General features: G+C 75.5%; 17 protein-coding genes. 7 read left to right on the top strand and 10 right to left on the bottom strand.

What is annotated here, in order from left to right:
• Positions 1 to 1,259, bottom strand: a 1,259-nt coding sequence (locus tag PED38_RS15180; protein WP_270981861.1) for a signal peptidase I, incomplete at its 3' end; no start/stop codon positions are given.
• Between the two features lie 18 nt (positions 1,260 to 1,277).
• The gene (locus tag PED38_RS15175) at positions 1,278 to 1,991 is read right to left on the bottom strand and encodes a SipW-dependent-type signal peptide-containing protein (protein ID WP_270981860.1); all 714 of its coding nucleotides are present in this window, start codon (positions 1,989 to 1,991) and stop codon (positions 1,278 to 1,280) included.
• Positions 1,992 to 2,296: 305 nt separating this feature from the next.
• Here PED38_RS15175 and PED38_RS15170 point away from each other — a divergent pair, with 305 nt between their 5' ends.
• Together PED38_RS15170 and PED38_RS15165 are read left to right on the top strand one after the other, a co-directional pair.
• Positions 2,297 to 4,183: a MinD/ParA family ATP-binding protein gene (locus PED38_RS15170; protein ID WP_270981859.1), complete on the top strand. Its 1,887-nt coding sequence runs from the start codon at positions 2,297 to 2,299 to the stop codon at positions 4,181 to 4,183.
• A gap of 122 nt (positions 4,184 to 4,305) precedes the next feature.
• Positions 4,306 to 5,634: an MATE family efflux transporter gene (locus tag PED38_RS15165; RefSeq protein WP_270981858.1), complete on the top strand. Its 1,329-nt coding sequence runs from the start codon at positions 4,306 to 4,308 to the stop codon at positions 5,632 to 5,634.
• 6 nt (positions 5,635 to 5,640) lie between these two features.
• Here the strand turns inward: PED38_RS15165 and PED38_RS15160 are convergent, their stop codons facing one another.
• The 6 genes from PED38_RS15160 to PED38_RS15135 all read right to left on the bottom strand — a co-directional run bounded on the left by PED38_RS15160 (position 5,641) and on the right by PED38_RS15135 (position 10,726).
• Entirely contained in the window at positions 5,641 to 6,546 is a 906-nt protein-coding gene (locus PED38_RS15160) for a nucleotidyl transferase AbiEii/AbiGii toxin family protein (protein WP_063071021.1), read from the bottom strand.
• Entirely contained in the window at positions 6,543 to 7,532 is a 990-nt protein-coding gene (locus tag PED38_RS15155; protein WP_270981856.1) for a type IV toxin-antitoxin system AbiEi family antitoxin domain-containing protein, read from the bottom strand. Before PED38_RS15155 ends, PED38_RS15160 begins: the two co-directional genes overlap by 4 nt.
• 61 nt (positions 7,533 to 7,593) lie before the next feature.
• A complete protein-coding gene (locus tag PED38_RS15150) occupies positions 7,594 to 8,454 on the bottom strand; it encodes an aldo/keto reductase (RefSeq protein WP_270981855.1) in 861 nt (286 codons plus the stop codon).
• A gap of 43 nt (positions 8,455 to 8,497) precedes the next feature.
• Positions 8,498 to 9,445: a methyltransferase family protein gene (locus PED38_RS15145; RefSeq protein ID WP_270981854.1), complete on the bottom strand. Its 948-nt coding sequence runs from the start codon at positions 9,443 to 9,445 to the stop codon at positions 8,498 to 8,500.
• On the bottom strand, positions 9,442 to 9,957 hold the full coding sequence (locus PED38_RS15140) for an ASCH domain-containing protein (RefSeq protein ID WP_270981853.1): 516 nt from the start codon (positions 9,955 to 9,957) through the stop codon (positions 9,442 to 9,444). Before PED38_RS15140 ends, PED38_RS15145 begins: the two co-directional genes overlap by 4 nt.
• A gap of 49 nt (positions 9,958 to 10,006) precedes the next feature.
• Positions 10,007 to 10,726, bottom strand: a complete 720-nt coding sequence (locus PED38_RS15135) for a class I SAM-dependent methyltransferase (protein ID WP_270981852.1) — start codon at positions 10,724 to 10,726, stop codon at positions 10,007 to 10,009.
• 40 nt (positions 10,727 to 10,766) lie between these two features.
• Between PED38_RS15135 and PED38_RS15130 the strand changes: the two genes are divergently transcribed.
• Positions 10,767 to 11,306 (top strand): hypothetical protein, encoded by a 540-nt coding sequence (locus PED38_RS15130; protein WP_270981851.1) that lies wholly within the window; start codon positions 10,767 to 10,769, stop codon positions 11,304 to 11,306.
• Between the two features lie 54 nt (positions 11,307 to 11,360).
• Positions 11,361 to 11,951 carry a GNAT family N-acetyltransferase gene (locus PED38_RS15125; protein WP_270981850.1) on the top strand — a complete coding sequence of 197 codons (591 nt, stop codon included), beginning with the start codon at positions 11,361 to 11,363 and terminating at the stop codon, positions 11,949 to 11,951.
• Here the strand turns inward: PED38_RS15125 and PED38_RS15120 are convergent.
• Entirely contained in the window at positions 11,948 to 12,502 is a 555-nt protein-coding gene (locus tag PED38_RS15120; RefSeq protein WP_270981849.1) for a GNAT family N-acetyltransferase, read from the bottom strand. The two genes, PED38_RS15125 and PED38_RS15120, sit on opposite strands and share 4 nt — an antisense overlap.
• A 58-nt stretch (positions 12,503 to 12,560) precedes the next feature.
• The gene (locus PED38_RS15115; protein ID WP_063071013.1) at positions 12,561 to 13,271 is read right to left on the bottom strand and encodes an alpha/beta fold hydrolase; all 711 of its coding nucleotides are present in this window, start codon (positions 13,269 to 13,271) and stop codon (positions 12,561 to 12,563) included.
• A 48-nt stretch (positions 13,272 to 13,319) separates the two neighbouring features.
• Between PED38_RS15115 and PED38_RS15110 the strand changes: the two genes are divergently transcribed.
• The 3 genes from PED38_RS15110 to nucS all read left to right on the top strand — a co-directional run bounded on the left by PED38_RS15110 (position 13,320) and on the right by nucS (position 15,526).
• Positions 13,320 to 13,700 (top strand): HIT family protein, encoded by a 381-nt coding sequence (locus PED38_RS15110; RefSeq protein WP_270981847.1) that lies wholly within the window; start codon positions 13,320 to 13,322, stop codon positions 13,698 to 13,700.
• Between the two features lie 149 nt (positions 13,701 to 13,849).
• Positions 13,850 to 14,821: a DMT family transporter gene (locus PED38_RS15105; protein ID WP_270981863.1), complete on the top strand. Its 972-nt coding sequence runs from the start codon at positions 13,850 to 13,852 to the stop codon at positions 14,819 to 14,821.
• 9 nt (positions 14,822 to 14,830) lie between these two features.
• Positions 14,831 to 15,526, top strand: a complete 696-nt coding sequence (gene nucS, locus PED38_RS15100; RefSeq protein WP_012039553.1) for an endonuclease NucS — start codon at positions 14,831 to 14,833, stop codon at positions 15,524 to 15,526.
• Positions 15,527 to 15,798 lie beyond the last annotated feature (272 nt).

Below are 15,798 nucleotides of genomic sequence, written 5' to 3'. Positions count from 1 at the left end.
CCGGTGCCGGCTCCGGGCGGCCGCCCGGACGGGCGGGGCGCGCGGCCCGGGGGGGGCGGGGGCCGCGGCGGGGGGGGGGGGCCGCGGGGGGGGGGGGGGGGGGCGGGGGGGCGGCGGCGCCGGGGGGGGGGCCGGGGCCCGCGCCCCCCGCCCCCCCGCGGGCGGGCCCGCGCCCCCCGCCGCCCCCCCCCCCCCCCCCCCCCCCCCCCCCCCCCCCCCCCCCCCCCGCCACGGGACGCGCGAGCGGCATGGGCCGCGTGCGACTCCCGCGCCGTCTGGGCGGCGCGCGCCGCGTGGTCCGAGCGGCGCGACCGGGCGCGACCGGCCGAGGCGGCGGCGCGCGCCTCGCGACGGCTCGTGGGAGTGGGCGCAGCGGCGGATGCGGCGCCCGCCTGCGCATCGGGGCCCATCGCATCCGAACCCGCCGCGACGACGGCCCGCGTGACGCCGGCCCGCGCACCGACAGCCGGTGCGGCATCCGACGCACGCGCAGCCGCCCGGGTCAGCGCGGACCGGCGGGCGCGCGCCGGCGCGGACATGGCCGCCGCGGTGGCGACGTGCCGGTCCTCGTCGGGATCGGCGTCCGGTCCGGCATCCGCCCCCGCGACCCGGCGCCCGCGGCTCCGGCCCGACGGCAGCGACGTCCCGACGAGCAGCAGCAGCAGCGCCCCCGCGAGCCCGATGAGCACGAGCGGCGTGTGCAGGATCCGGTTGGCGTAGCCGAGGTACGGCACGCCGAACACGACGCGGTCCGCCGACGCGATGACGTACGGCGCGGGATCGGCGGTCTCGTTCGCGTCGCCCTGGAGGACGACCTGGCGGGCGGCCGGGTCCTGCGGGTCCACGCCCGCGGTCGGCTGCTCGACCTCGCCCGTGACGGCGCCGATCGAGATGATGCGGTGCGTGACCGGCAGGTCGTACCCCGGCCGCTGCACCTTGATGACGTCGCCCACCTCGAGGTCGGCGGCGGGCACGGCGTCGGCCATGATCGCGACGGACCCGGTCGGCAGCGTCGGCGCCATGGACCCGGTCAGCAGCACCACGAGCGAGAGCCCGAGCATCCGCGACAGCACGGTCCACGCGATGACCACCACGCCCGCGAGCCCCAGCAGCGTGATGACGACGTCGCGCACGACGACGCCGACGGTGCGCCGGGGCCGCGCCCGCGCGCGGGCGGCCGCGACGGCGTCACGGCGGGCGGCCGCGAGCGCGTCGCGGTCCCCTCTCCGTGTCGCCGTCACGGCGCCCTCGGCGGTCATGGCACGGGCCCGATCCGGCTAGTTGACCGACGCGACCGACGTGCCGGCGAACTCCCACGCCGGCGTGACCGCGCGGCCCTGGAGGGCGTCGACCGTGGTGCCGGCCGGCAGGGTCGGTGCCGTGGGCAGCGTGATCTCGAAGCAGTAGTACTGCACCGACGTGCTGTTCGCGGCCAGGGCCTGCGTCTGCGCCGCGGTCGGCTCGGCCGTGGCGAGCGGGCCGGCGGCGATGACGTTGGCGGCCGTGGCGAACGACGTCGCGTCGCAGGTGGCCGAGGTCGCCGAGGTCGCGACCCGGAGGTTGAGCGCGCCGAGGAGGAGGTTGTTCGCGTCCACGGCCGCGTTCGCGGTGCCGGTGGCGGGCTCGGAGTCCTGCAGGAGGAGCGTTCCGGCGACGGATCCCGCGGAGGTGCGGAGCGCGACGGGCGCGTAGACCGTGTTGCCGGGGATGAGCGCGAGGGCGCCGGGCGAGAACGTGAGGTCCTGGCCGGGGTTGGTCTCGTTCTGCGTGAAGCCGGTGGAGGCGAAGGGCGCGACGACGTTCTGCTCGACCTCGAAGGTCGAGGTGCCGAGGCCGGGGCCGCTGCCGTTGCCGCCGCCGAAGACCCACTCGGAGTCGGTCCAGGCGGCGAGGGTGGCCGTGACGCCGAGGCCGAGGACGAGGCCCCCGGACAGGAACGCCATGGTCTTGGTGCGACGCGACATGCGCGGACGCTCTGCGTGAAGTGCCATGAAGGTGATCCCCCTGATAGTGCGGGCCCCGCATCCGGCTCGCGGATCGTCCTGCCCCCTGCGTCGCCACGAATCGGGCGACATCGTGACGCTAGGTCGGCGATCCGCCGCCGCCGAGGCCGACGGGGGACAACCGGTACCGGCCGCGTCGATCACCAGTGGCGCGGGGGATCCGCGGGTCCGACTACCGAGGCGGGGTCTGTGCCCCGTACGAGGGTCCGGAGGTCCCTCCCCCGCGATTCCGGGCCGGAACGGCTCCCCTGGTAGCCTCGTCCGCGCAGGCGGGGACGACGAAGGCGAGCCACATGACCGACGACACGCAGGATCCGGGCCCCCGAGACGGCGCCGCACGCGACGGGGGCGCTTCCGAGCCCCCCATCCTGAGCCGACGCGAGCTGCGTCGCCGCCAGCAGGAGATGGAGCAGAACCGCGGATCCGGCGACTCCGGAGACGCGCACCGGTGGGTGGATCCCTTCCCCGCCGTCCCCCGCACCTCCGAGGGCGGGCTGTTCGGGCCCGACCGCGTGCGTCCGGGATCCACGGCCGTCGCTCCCGCCCACGTGCCCGCCTCCGTCGACGACGAGGCCGACGGCATCGACGACCTCGCGGCGCCCGGCGCGGCGGGGGCCGACGCGGCCGCCGACCTCCCGATCGGCGCGGTCGGCGCGGTCGACGCCCGCGAAGACGAGGACACGGACACCGGCGACGTCGAGATCGTCGGCACGCGAGCGTTCGACGAGCTGTTCGTCGACGACGAGCGCGAGGCCGAGATGGACGCCGCCGAGGACGCGGAGGACGCGGCCGAGGAGCTCCCCGCGGGCGCCTCCGCGCACGGCGACGCCCCCTCCCCCTTCGACGCGTTCGTCGCGCCGGCGGTCGGATCCGCGTGGGCCGTCCCCGCGCCCCAGGTCGACGACGCGCACCCGTTCCGGATGCCGCTGCGTCCGTCGACCGAGGGCGACGGCGATGGCGCGTCCGCGAACGATGCGAGCACGGACGCCGAGACGGCGTCCGAGCCGACGGACACGCGGCAGGTCCCGATCACCCCCGCGGTCCCCGAGCGCACCGCCCCGGCGCCGGCACCCGAGCCGCACCCGATCTCCTCCCTCCCCCCGGCGCCCGCCGACACCGAGGAGCCCGCCGACGACCGCCGTCCCGGCAGCGACCTCACGGCGTTCCCCGACGCGGATCCGCAGCGCTACGTCATGCGCACCCCGCGCGCCGACGCCGCCACGAGCAGCCTCACCCTCTTCCCCGAGCAGACCGGCCAGCGCCCGCCGCGCGGCCCGGTCGTCGCGCGCACCGGCTTCCGCGGCTTCCTCAACAGCGTCACGGGCGGCGTCTTCAAGATCGCGCCCGGCGCCGAGGAGGCCGCCGCGAACGCGGAGGTCTCCCGGCGCGAGGGCGACGAGCGCGTGATCCGCCAGGCCACGTGGTCGCGCGCGGTCAGCGTGCTGGTCGCGAACCGCAAGGGCGGCGTCGGCAAGACGCCCACCTCCCTCATCCTGGGCGGCGTGCTCGGCTCCATCCGCGGCGGATCCGTCGCCGTGGTCGAGGTCACCGACGATCCCGGAGCGCTCGGCTACCGCGCCGAGGGCCAGCCGACCCGCGGGCTCGGCGAGCTCGTGCGCGACCGCGACGAGATCCACAGCGCCGGCCAGCTCGCCGGCTACACGGCGCCGCAGACGAGCTTCGCGTCCGTCGTCGCGTCCGTCGGGCCGCGTCGCGAGCTCACGGGCGACGACGTGATCGGCGTCTCCCGCCTCATCGACGAGTACTACGCGATGCGCGTGATGGACTCCGGCAACCAGCCTTCGTCGTCCGCCTTCCGCGGCGCGATCGAGGTCACCGACGTGCTCGTCGTCCCCGTGCTCAACGCGGGCGACGCGGTGCTCGAGGCCGTCGCGCTGCTCGACTTCCTGCGCGAGCTCGGCGGCCACGCGGCCATGCTGGCCGACAACGCCGTCATCATCCGCCTGCACGACGGACGCCCGGAGGATCCGGCGGTCGTCGCGCGCATCGACCGCATCCTCGAGGACGCCCGCCCGGCCCAGATCTTCACGGTGCCGTACGACGCGCACATCGCGGAGCGCGGGCCGATCTCGCTCGCGTCGCTCGACCCCGAGGTGGCGCGCGCCTTCACGGCCGCCACCGCGGGCGTCGTGCAGCGCCTGGCGCACGCGGTCCGCTGACGGGCGCGCCTGAGGGCGGATCCGGGCCGGCCGGACGCGGGTCCGGGTCAGCCGGACGCGGGCCCACCGGGCGCGGCCCGCGGATCCGTCGCCCGCTCGACCGGGAGATCCTCGCGCTGGCGGTGCCCGCGCTCGGCGCGCTCGTGGCCGAGCCGCTGTTCCTCCTCACCGACACGGCGCTCGTCGGCCACCTCGGAAGCGCGCCGCTCGCGGGCCTCGGCATCGCCAGCGTGATCCTGCAGACGATCGTCGGCCTCCTCGTCTTCCTGGCCTACGCGACGACGCCCACCGTGGCGCGGCGGCTCGGCGCGGGCGACCGGCCGGGCGCGATCCGCGCGGGCATCGACGGCCTGTGGCTGGCGCTCGCGCTCGGCGCGGTGGTGCTGGTCGTGGGGCTCGTGGTCGCGGATCCGCTCGTGCGCGCCCTCGCCGACACCGGCGGCGCCGACGCGGACCCGGCCGCGACCGCCGCCGTGGTCGACGCCGCCCGCACCTACCTCGGCATCTCGCTCGCCGGCATGCCCGCGATGCTCCTCGTCATCGCCGCGACCGGCCTCCTCCGCGGCCTCCAGGACACGCGCACCCCGCTCGTCGTCGCCGTCTCCGGCTTCGCGGCGAACGCGGCCCTCAACGCGTTCCTCATCTACGGGCTCGGGTTCGGCATCGCCGGATCCGCGTGGGGCACCGTCATCGCGCAGTGGGGCATGGCCTCCGTCTTCGTCCTGATCGCCGTGCGCGCCGCCCGCGAGACGGGCACGACCCTGCGCCCCGGGCTCCGCGGGGTCGCGCGCTCGGCGGCGTCCGGCGGCTGGCTGCTCGTGCGCACGGCGTCGCTCCGGGCGGCGATCCTCGCGACAGTCGCGGTGGGCGCGGGGCTGGGGGTCACGGGGCTCGCCACCCTGCAGATCGCCCTCACCCTCTTCTCGACCGTCGCGTTCGTGCTCGACGCCCTCGCCATCGCGGGCCAGGCGCTCGTCGGCCACGGCCTCGGCTCCGACGACGTGCCGCGCGTCCGCGCGGTATCCCGCCGCCTCGTGCAGTGGGGCGTCGGCCTCGGCGCGATCCTCGGCCTCGTGCTCGCCGCGCTCTCCCCGCTGCTCGGACCGGTCTTCACGGGCGACGCGGACATCCACCGCATGCTCACCGCCGTGACCCTCGTGCTCGCGGTGGGCCTGCCCGTCGCCGGCTACGTGTTCGTGCTCGACGGCGTGCTGATCGGCGCCGGCGACGCCCGCTACCTCGCCCTCGCGGGCCTCGTGAACCTCGCGATCTACGCGCCCGCGCTGATCCTCGTGGCCTGGCTCACCGAGACCGGCCGCGTCGCGGGCACCCCCGCCCTCCTCGCGCTCTGGGCGGCCTTCGGCCTCGTCTACATCGGCGCGCGGGCGCTCACGCTGGGCCTGCGGGCGCGCGGCGACCGGTGGATCGTGACGGGGGTCGCGCGGGCGTGACGCGCGTCAAAGCGACCTCCACGCGCGGTCATCCGGGACCCACGTCCCCTGCGCCTCACCCCGGAGTGCCGGTGCGAGCATCATGTTGACGAGCTCCTCCGCCTCACGCCAGCCCAGCCCGAAGCCGCTGAGGCCTCGCGCGACTCGTGCGAAGCCCCGCTGGATCTCCGGCGAGGCGTCCACGGCGAGGAACGGCTCGAGACGGCGCTCCCGGATCTGCTGCTCCGTCGCCTCGCGCAGGAGAAGCCCATCGCAGGGAAGGTGCATCGCGATGAGCGCGAGATCGACCAGGTCCTTCGCTCGGGAGGAGCGTCCATCTCCGCCTGCGTGGTTCCGCTCCATCATCGCGGCGGCCTTGTCCGCGATCTGCTGCTCGACGGAGATCATCGCGTAGTCGACGACGGGAACCGGCTTGCCGAGCGGCACCCGGAAACGTGGCGCAGCTCTGATCACCGACACCCCGATGCGCTCGTGGACGGCGAGGTCGACCTTGATCGCGAGTCCTGGGACCTCGTCCAACTCGAACCGCAGCGAAGTGACGGCGAGCGCGGGCTGGTCTCCCCTGTCTCCGTCGACGCGCCTCATCAGGCGAAAGGAGAGCCGATCCCCGATGTCGACCGCAACGAGTTCGGCGAGGTGCGCGACGGCAGCCTCCAGGCCCATCCGCCCGCTCTCCAGATCGATGTCCACGGTGGCGCGACCGGCCGGGATGAAGGCCAGCATCCGCGTGCCGCCCTTCAACATGAACGCCGGATCGGCGCGCGCGAAAACTCGACCGAGGAACCGGTCGAAGACCAGGTAGGTCCTCAGATCGGAGACGGAGACGCCGAGCGCGGGAGCCGCACGCCGTGCGGCCGCCGAGATGGCGCGCATGGTGTCCGCCGGGCGCCGATATGCGTCATCTGCTGTCACGATGATGTGGCCCCCTCCGTCCTGCCGCCCTCCTCTTCGAGCGCAGACCTCGTCGCAGCGTGCAGGGCATCATGCACCAGCTCATCGATCGTGGAGCGAGGGAATGTCGGGGCGGTCGTCCCCGCCAGCGCAGCCGGCGTCGCAGAGAGGAGCTCTCGCGACATCAGCGGTTGGAGGCCCCGGGCCATCGAGGCGATCGCATCATGGACCGGCAGCATCGCCGCCCGGACGATCCGCCTCTCATCAGCACGCAGCGGTGCCAGGACCTCCTCCAGCTGCGCGTCGAAGGATCGGATGAACCGCTGAACCAGATCGGCATGCACCGTCAGACCCTCAGGATCACGGCCGTCGACGCCGGACAGCGCTCGGAGTCGGCGGTACAGGGCTGCGCCGTCGACGAAACCCAGACGAGGAGCGCGACGCTCGAGGTGCGAGATCAACGCCGGCACGTCGAGGTCCCCGCGAGACCGTTCCGCATCGCCGAGCGCATCGGCGACCAGGCTGAGGTCCGACCCGTCCGTCTCGAGCAGATCGGCGAGGGTCCGCTCCCGAGTCGTCACGGGGAGGCCGTCGACGACGGTCACATCCGCGGGAGGCAGGTCCGACACCCGGAATCGCACGTCCGTAGCGCGGGTCTGCTTGCGAGCCCTGGTCCAGAAGGTGAAGGGCGCCGGTTTCACGTCACCCATCTCATGCACCCACGCCGAGGCGGCACCGCCCACGACGACATCCGGATCCCGACGACGTTCTCGCGCCGGCACGGCGGGCGTCGAGGCGAGCCAAGCAGCACGGAGATCGTCTCGCCCATCCATCGCCGAGGTCGAGACCTTGTACACGCCATTGCGGATGCGTTCCAGCGACCCGGAACTCTCTCGCCGTGTGAGCGTGCTTCGCGCGACGCCGGCCGCGCTCGCCTGCGCGGCGGTCACCAGCCCCCATTGCTCGGAGGCGAGTTCCTCGAGCGTCCGGGTTCCCTGGGTGGCCATGCTGCAATTCTATGCGTAAACGCAACAAATGCAGCAATACAGGATGTGTTCCTGATGAGCCTTAGTACATCGCGAGCGGCCCCGCGCCCGCGGGCGCCGGGAACGCGCGGTCGAGCTCTGCCAGCGTCTCGTCCGGGATCACGAGGTCGAGCGCCGCGCGGTTCTCGGCGACGTGCGCGGCCGTCGCGGCCTTGGCGGTCGCGAAGACGTGCGGCGCCTGCCGGACGACCCACGCGAGCGCGAGCTGGCCCGCGCTGACGCCGAGGGGCTCCGCGAGGGCGGCGAGCGTCGGATCCGTCGCGAGCCGGCCCTGGTCGAGCGGCGAGTACGCCATGACGGGCATGCGGCGGTCGCGAGCCCACGGGATCACGTCGGCCTCGGGTCCGCGCTGGGCGAGGTTGTAGAGCACCTGGTCGGTCTGCACGGCGTCTCCGCCGGGGATCGCGGCGAGCTCGTCGAGGGCGCGGGCGTCGAGGTTGCTGACGCCCCACGCGCGGATCAGGCCCTCCTCCACGAGCTCCTGCATCGCGGCGACCGTGTCGGCGAGCGGGTGGGATCCGCGCCAGTGCAGGAGGTAGAGGTCGAGCCGGTCGGTGCCGAGGCGCGCGAGGCTGCGGCGCGCCGCCTCCCCTGTGCCGCGGCGCGACGCGTTCGACGGCAGCACCTTGCTGATGAGGAACACCTCGTCGCGGCGGCCGGCGATCGCCTCGCCGACGAGCTCCTCGGATCGCCCGCTGCCGTACATCTCGGCGGTGTCGATCGCGGTGAGGCCCGCGTCGAGGCCGGCGCGCAGGGCGTCGAGCTCGGTGGAGCGGGCGGCGCGGTCGTCGCCCATGTTCCAGGTGCCCTGCGCGAGGGCGACGGCGGTGCGGCCGTCGGGGAAGGTGGTCGTGGGGATCCAGGTGTCAGCCATCGCGTCCATCCTCGTCCGTCGGGGCGGGTGCGGCCAGGTCCCGCGGCGCGCCTCAGCGGACGCGCGGCGTCGCCGCGACGCCCGGGAACGTCGGCACCCAGCAGCGCACGGCGGCGCGGTAGCGGCGGAACGGATCCCCGAAGCGCGCCTCGAGGTCGGCCTCCTCGCCAGGGCGCACGACGTGGTTCCAGAGCGACGAGCCGATGACGGCGTAGGCGACGACGAGCCAGGATCCGAGGATCAGCCCGACGGCCGCCGCCTGCGTGACGCCCGCGAGGGCCATGGGGTTGCGGACGAAGCGGTACGGGCCGGCGATCACGAGCCGCGTGGCGGTCGCGGCCGGCAGCGGGGTGCCGCCGCCGCGGGTCGACATGGCGGCGGCCGACCACATCCCCAGCGCGCTCGCGAGCACCAGCACGGCGATCCCGACGGGCAGCGCGGCGGCGGGCAGCGGCACGGCGACCCGCCAGCGCAGCTCGAGCCACCGGATCGCGAGCGGCGCGACGGCGAGGAAGAAGCCCCAGAAGACGACGATCTGCGCGGCCGTCGCGAGCACGTGCCGCGACGTGGCGGCGCTCGCGTCGGCCGGACGCGCGGCGAACGGGCCGATGAGCGCCCAGCGGGTCGGCAGCCGGCCGACGAGCAGCAGGGCGCACGCGACGAGCGATCCGAGGGCGGCGACCGCCATGACCACGACGCCGATCCCGGCCTCGGTCGTGACGGTCGCGTAGGCGGCGAGCGCGACGGCGACGAGGAGCGTCCAGGCGGAGGCGACGACGGCCGCCCACCGGATGCCGGCCGCGGCGAGCGCCGACCCGACCACGAACAGCGGGACGTCGAGGAGGGCGACGGGCAGCGGATCCAGCGAGCCGAGCGTCGCGATCCGCACCGCGGGGACGAGCGGCACGGCGATCCACCAGGCGGCACCGCCCGCCGCCTGCGCGGCGAACCAGAGGCGGGCGGCGGTGCGCGCCGAGGGGAGGAGCGCCCGGCGCGTCACAGCGGGTCCGCGTGCTCCGGCGGCCACACCACGGCGAAGCGCTCGAAGACGATCTCGTCGTCCTCCGACCAGGCGGCGCCGCGGGCCGCGCTCACGCGCTCCCAGTAGATGCGGTGCTGCGTGCGCCAGCTCTCGAGGGAGAGATCGTCCTCGCCCTCGTCGCGCGCGAAGGCGGCGTCGGCGCTCGTGAAGGGGCCGACGCGGAGCTCGGTGCTGCGGATCACGATGCGCGGCGCCCCGGTGCTGTCGCAGGCGATCCAGTGCGACCCGATCCGCGGCACCTCGTCGCCGCGCGCCAGGAAGTCGGCGACGAGCTCGGCGGTCGCGCGCTTCCGGCCCGACAGCACGATCCCGAGCAGCTCGTCGGCGAGCCGGGCGTGGTCCCCGAAGTGCTCGACCGTGTGCTCGGGCCCGGCCGCGACCGCCTGGGGGTGCGCCTCGGCGTACGCGCCCCACATGCGCGCTGCCGCCTCGAGGTCGGGCGGGGAGACGGGCGCGGTCGCATCGCTCATGGGTCCGATGCTCCCACGCAGCCCGGCCGCGGCGGCGGGGCGGGATCCGTCAGCGCGCCCGCGCCACGAACACCATCACCCGCGACGCCTCCGTGAGCGGGCCGCGCGCGAAGTCGCCGTGCACCGCATCCACGTCGAAGCCGGCGTCGTCGAGCTGGGCCGTGAGCGTCGCGCGGTCGCGGAACGCGAAGGGCTGGACGTCGGACACCACCTCGCCCGTCGCGACGAACCGGCTGTGGAAGACCACCCGCACGACGCCCGGCCCCGTCTCCTCGACCTCCATCCATTCCTCGAGCGGGCCGTGCGCGGTGTCGCGGGTCGTCGCCGGGCCCGCCCACGACTCCCACGCGCGGTCGGCCGGGTTCCGGCTCTCGAAGGTGAGCGTGCCGCCCGGGCGGAGGGCGCGGCGGAGGTCGGCGAGGGTGCGGATCCACTCGGGGTCGGGGATGTGCTGCACGACGTTGCCGGTCAGGAAGGCGATGTCGAACGGGCCCGCGGGGAGGGCGCGGCTGTCGCCGTGGATCCACTCGACCGCATCGCCGCCCGGCCGGGAGCGGGCGACGTCGAGCATGGCAGCCGACGGGTCCGCGCCCACGACCCGGCGCCCGGCGGTCGCCAGCGAGACGGTGAGCATGCCCGTGCCGCAGCCGAGGTCGACGATCGACCGCGCGCCGACCTCCCCGGCGAGCGCCCGGTCGAAGTCGTGGTCGGGGCCGTCGGGGTTGTCGGCGTCGTACAGCGCGACGAGGCGCGGATCGAGGGAGGTCACGGGCCCGACGCTATCGGCGGCGCGCCCCTAGCCTGATGCCGTGACCGACGATCCCCACCAGCCGCCCGCTGGCGACGCCCGCGCTCGCCGCCGTCCCGACGCCGAGCAGCGGTCCGAGGCGCTCAAGGAGCGGATCTACGTCACGTTCACCGCGCTCGCGGTCACCATCGCGATCGGGCGCGACGCGGAGCACGCGACCGTGGGCGGCGCCGCCACGACGCTCCTGCTCACCGTCGTCGGCACGCTCCTCGCGGTGTCGGTCGCGGAGTTCATCGCGCAGATGGTGCGCGACGGCGAGGTGCCGGACCGGCGCGACGTGGGCCACATCCTCTACGTATGCGCCAGCTCGCTCGGGGTGCTGCCCGTGCCGATGGCGGTCCTCGGCCTGTCCGCGCTCGGCGCGCTCGACCTGGCGGCGGCCCTGCGGATCATCTCGTTCGCGCTGGTGGCGACGCTGGTGCTGGTGACGCTGATCGCGGTCCGCCGCCTCCGCGTGGGCCTCGGCGTGAAGCTGCTCGTGCTCGCGGGCGTCGCGGTGCTCGGTGCGGCGGTGCTCGCGGTGGAGCTGGCCGTCCACTGATCCGCTCGGCGTCGACGCCGGGACGCTGGGATCCGTCCGACGTAGCGTGAGGCCATGACCGCGTCCCGGCTCCCCGTGCACCTCGAGACCGCCCGCCTCCGGCTGCGGCCGCTGGGGCCTGCCGACGCCGACCTCGTCCACCGCCTCTGGGTCGAGCGCGACCCGCGCCATCCCCCGCATCGCCGCGTCGACGCCGCGGGCCACCCGTCGCGCGACGAGGTGCGCGACCGCCTGACGGTGCAGGAGGAGGAGTCGCTCCGCACGGGCATCGGGCTGCTCGCCGTCGAACGCCGGGACGAGGCGGGCGCGGTCGGGTACTGCGGGCTCGTCGTCGGGAGCGCCTCCGTCGAGGAGCCCGAGATGGCCTTCGAGCTGCTGCGCGACGTGCACGGCTCGGGGCTCGCGACGGAGGCGGCGCGCGCCGTGGTCGAGGCCGCCCGCGCGACGGGACGCACCCGGCTCTGGTCGACCGTGCGCCGCTGGAACGCCGCGTCCCTCCGCGTGCTGGAGAAGGCGGGCTTCACGGAGAGCGGCCGGATCACGGCGGATGCCGAGCACGGCGACATCGCGTGGATGGTCTGCGACCTCCGGGATCCGTCGACCGCCGACGCCGAGCCCGAGCGGGTCCGGCCCGCGCGCGACTAGCCGGCGCGCAGCTCGCCCGTCGTCAGCCCGTCGGCCGGCGACTCCCAGCGCACCTCGCCGTCGACGCGCACGTCGGTCGGCGCGAGCCCGAGCCGCCGCGCCACGGCCTCGCTCGCCGCGTGATCCGGGTGGATGTTCGCCCGCACCACCCCGACGCCGTCCTCCCGCAGCCACGCCACCATCGCCGCCGCGCACTCGGCCGCCGCGCCGGATCCCTGCGTCGCGGTCCCCACGAGCCATGCCACCTCGGCCACGCGCTCCGTGCCCTCGCCCTCACCCGTCACGGTCGCCTGCACGAACCCGGCCGCGCGGCCCGTCGCGCGCTCGCGGAGGATCCACACGAGCCACCGCGCGGATCCGTCCGGCGAGCGCCCCGCTGCCTGCCGCGCGAACCGCACCTCGAGCGCGGCAGGCGACGGCGGCTCGCCCCCGGTGAAGCGGTACAGCGCCGGATCCGCCAGCACCCCGACCATCTCCCGCGCATGCGCGACCACCAGCGGCTCGAGCGCGAACCGGGCCGTGGCGAGCACGGGGGCCGGCGTCGTCGTCATCGCCCGAGCCTCCCACGCATCCGCGGCGGCGGCAGGCGATCCCGGACGCGACACCGGATCAGCCGAACGCCTCCGGCAGCGCCGCGGTGAAGGCGTCGAAGTGGCTGTACCAGACGGAGTGCGCGGCGCCCGGGATGCCCCGCACGTCGACGCCCGACGCGGCGAGGCGCGCGGCCTCCTCCGCGCTCACGAAGCGGCTCGGGTCCGGCCGCACGACGATGGATCCGGGCTCCGGCGCCCATGCGTACGACGGGACCGCAGCGAGCGCGGCGGCCGTGGCGGGGTCGAACCGCTCGGCGGCGCGGCCCTCGACCTCGCGATCGCGCTCGGAGTACTCGGGTCGCGAGATACGCAGCGCCTCCGCCGTCCGGCCCCGGCGGTCGCACTCGTAGGCGTCCCGGATCTCGACGGGGTCGCCGCCTCCGGCCGGCGCGAGCGGCGCGTCCACGTAGACGACCACCTCGGGGCGGCGCTCGGGGAAGGCCTCCCCGAGCACGATCCCGCCGAACGAGTGCCCTATGGCGAGGGCGGGTCGTTCGACGCCCGCGTCCGCGACGGCGCGCGTCACCGCCTCCGCCGCCCGCGGGACCGTCAGCTCGGGATCCCGGTCGGAGAGCCCGTGGCCGGGCAGGTCGACGGCGAGCACCCGGTACCCGCGCGCGGCGAGGAGGGGCGCGATCCGCCACCAGCTCTCCGCGGATCCCATCAGCCCGTGGAGCAGGACGGCCGCACGGGGCCCGGTGCCGGTCTCGTCGATGTGCAGGCGCATCCGGCCATGCAAGCACGCCGGCCCTGGCCGACCGGGCATGCTGTCCCCGTGCCGAGCCCCTTCACCGCCATGTCCGCCCATGAGCACGTCGCCGCCAACGAGCTGGCCTTCGCGGTCCGCGACGCGAACCCCGTCACGCCCGGCCACAGCCTCGTGATCCCGCGCCGCGAGGTCGCGACCTGGTTCGAGGCGACGCCGGAGGAGCAGGTCGCGATCATGGCGCTCGTCACCGAGGTGAAGGACGGTCTCGAGGCCGAGCTGCACCCGGACGGCTGGAACGTCGGGATCAACGTGGGCGCGGCCGGCGGCCAGACCGTCTTCCACCTGCACGTGCACCTGATCCCGCGCTTCCACGGCGACTCCGCCCAGCCCGGCGGCGACCTGCGCGGGCCGATCCCCGGCCGCGGCCAGCACCCGCCCGCAGGCTGACGACACCACTCGGACCTCGCGCCGCACGACCCCGCCGATACGCTGGCGACGTGACCCCCCGCGGCGCCCCGACGCCCTCCGCATCCGCCGCCCCCGCCTCGCCGCTCGCGCTCCCCGGCGGCCGCCGCATCGCCGTCCAGTTCGCCGCCATGGGCACCGTCTGGGGTGCGAGCTTCCTCTTCATGAAGGTCGCGCTGGAAGGCGTGTCGTTCGGCCAGGTGTCGTGGACGCGGCTCGTCCTCGGCGCGATCGCGCTGGGCCTCATCGTCGCCGCCCGCCGCCTGCCGCTGCCGAAGGAGCGCGTCGTCTGGCTGCACTTCGCGGTGGTCGGCGTCGTCGGATCCGCGATCCCCTACTCGCTGTTCGCGTGGGCCGAGCAGCACGTCACCTCGGGCGTCGCGAGCATCTACAACGCGACCACGCCGATCATGACCGCCCTCCTCGCGACCCTCGCCTTCCGCGTCGAGAGGCTCGGCCGCCGGCAGCTCGCGGGCATCGCGCTCGGCATCGCGGGCGTCGTCGTGATCATCGGCCCGTGGCGCCTCGCCCCGAGCGCCGAGGCCGCCGCGTCCGGCCAGCCGCTCCTCGAGCTCGCGGGCCAGCTCGCGTGCCTCGGCGCGGCCCTCTGCTACGGGATCACCTTCGGCTACCTCCGCCGCTTCCTCACCCACCGCGGCATCCCGGGCGTCGTGACGGCCTTCATGCAGATCGGCATGGGCGCCGCCGCGATGCTCGTCGCGACCCCGTTCCTCGCGACCGGACCCGTGGCGCTCGACCTCCCCGTGGTGCTCAGCCTCGTGGTGCTCGGCGTGGTCGGCACGGGCCTCGCGTACCTCTGGAACATGAACGTGCTGCTCGTCTGGGGCCCCACCGCCACCTCGACCGTCACGTACATCACGCCGGTCGTGGGCGTCGCGCTCGGGATCCTCGTGCTCGGCGAGACCCTGCACTGGAACGAGCCCGCCGGCGCCGCCCTCGTGCTCCTCGGCGTGCTCCTCTCGCAGGGGCGCCGTCGTGCCGGGCGCGGATCCGCGACCGGCACCGCCGCGTCAGCGCCCGCGACCGCGGCGGGCACGGGCGTCGCACCCACCGCGACGCGCACCCCTCCGACGCCCGGCTAGGCTCGCCGGGTGCGTCTCGTCATCGCCCGCTGCTCCGTCGACTACGCCGGCCGCCTCAGCGCGCATCTCCCCCTCGCCACCCGCCTCCTCATGGTCAAGGCCGACGGGAGCCTCCTCGTCCACTCGGACGGCGGCTCCTACAAGCCGCTGAACTGGATGAGCCCGCCCTGCTCGATCGTCGAGGTCGAGCCCGACGACGACCAGGCGCTCGCGGGCGTCCGCGAGATCTGGCGCGTCGTGCAGCCGAAGACGGCGGACATGCTCGTCGTCTCGATCCACGAGGTGCTGCACGACTCCGCGCACGACCTCGGCGTCGACCCGGGCCTCGTGAAGGACGGCGTGGAGGCGCACCTGCAGAAGCTGCTGGCCGAGCAGATCCACCTGCTGGGCGACGGCCACGAGCTCGTGCGCCGCGAGTACATGACCGCGATCGGGCCGGTCGACATCCTCGCGCGCGACGCGTCCGGCAAGTCGGTCGCGGTGGAGCTCAAGCGCCGCGGCGACATCGACGGCGTCGAGCAGCTCACGCGCTACCTCGAGCTGATGAACCGGGATCCGCACCTCGCGCCGGTCACGGGCGTCTATGCCGCGCAGGAGATCAAGCCGCAGGCCCGCACGCTCGCCGAGGACCGCGGGATCCGCTGCCTCCTCCTCGACTACGACGCGATGCGCGGGATGGACGACGGGCACTCGCGCCTCTTCTGATCCACCGCGGCCGCCGTGGCCGCCGCCCCGCCCGCGCCCTCCGACCGACCGACGCACCCGGCCGCGACGCCCGTCGCCACCCCGCCTATCCGCTCACGATCCGCGGACCGTCCGGGCGCCTCCCGCCGCCGGTGACCCGCCCATACTGACGAGGAGCGGCACTTCGCCGCCGTGTCCTCGGGGGTGGATGTGAGGGAGTCGGGTGCGGCCCGCGGCCGCGCGCTCCGCCTCGCCCCGGCGCGCCCGGGCGCAGGAGCAGCGTCGCCCGCATC

Origin of the sequence: Clavibacter sp. CT19 (assembly GCF_027858075.1) — a bacterium.
In the GTDB taxonomy this organism is placed as follows: domain Bacteria; phylum Actinomycetota; class Actinomycetes; order Actinomycetales; family Microbacteriaceae; genus Clavibacter; species Clavibacter tessellarius_A.
This window is presented reverse-complemented; position numbering and strand designations above follow the sequence as displayed.

Coding starts and splice junctions, on each gene's coding strand:
- PED38_RS15175 (WP_270981860.1), bottom strand. CDS start 1,991: ATGGCACTTCACGCAGAGCGTCCGCGCATGTCGCGTCGCACCAAGACC.
- PED38_RS15170 (WP_270981859.1), top strand. CDS start 2,297: ATGACCGACGACACGCAGGATCCGGGCCCCCGAGACGGCGCCGCACGC.
- PED38_RS15155 (WP_270981856.1), bottom strand. CDS start 7,532: ATGGCCACCCAGGGAACCCGGACGCTCGAGGAACTCGCCTCCGAGCAA.
- PED38_RS15150 (WP_270981855.1), bottom strand. CDS start 8,454: ATGGACGCGATGGCTGACACCTGGATCCCCACGACCACCTTCCCCGAC.
- PED38_RS15140 (WP_270981853.1), bottom strand. CDS start 9,957: ATGAGCGATGCGACCGCGCCCGTCTCCCCGCCCGACCTCGAGGCGGCA.
- PED38_RS15125 (WP_270981850.1), top strand. CDS start 11,361: ATGACCGCGTCCCGGCTCCCCGTGCACCTCGAGACCGCCCGCCTCCGG.
- PED38_RS15120 (WP_270981849.1), bottom strand. CDS start 12,502: ATGACGACGACGCCGGCCCCCGTGCTCGCCACGGCCCGGTTCGCGCTC.
- PED38_RS15115 (WP_063071013.1), bottom strand. CDS start 13,271: ATGCGCCTGCACATCGACGAGACCGGCACCGGGCCCCGTGCGGCCGTC.
- PED38_RS15105 (WP_270981863.1), top strand. CDS start 13,850: ATGGGCACCGTCTGGGGTGCGAGCTTCCTCTTCATGAAGGTCGCGCTG.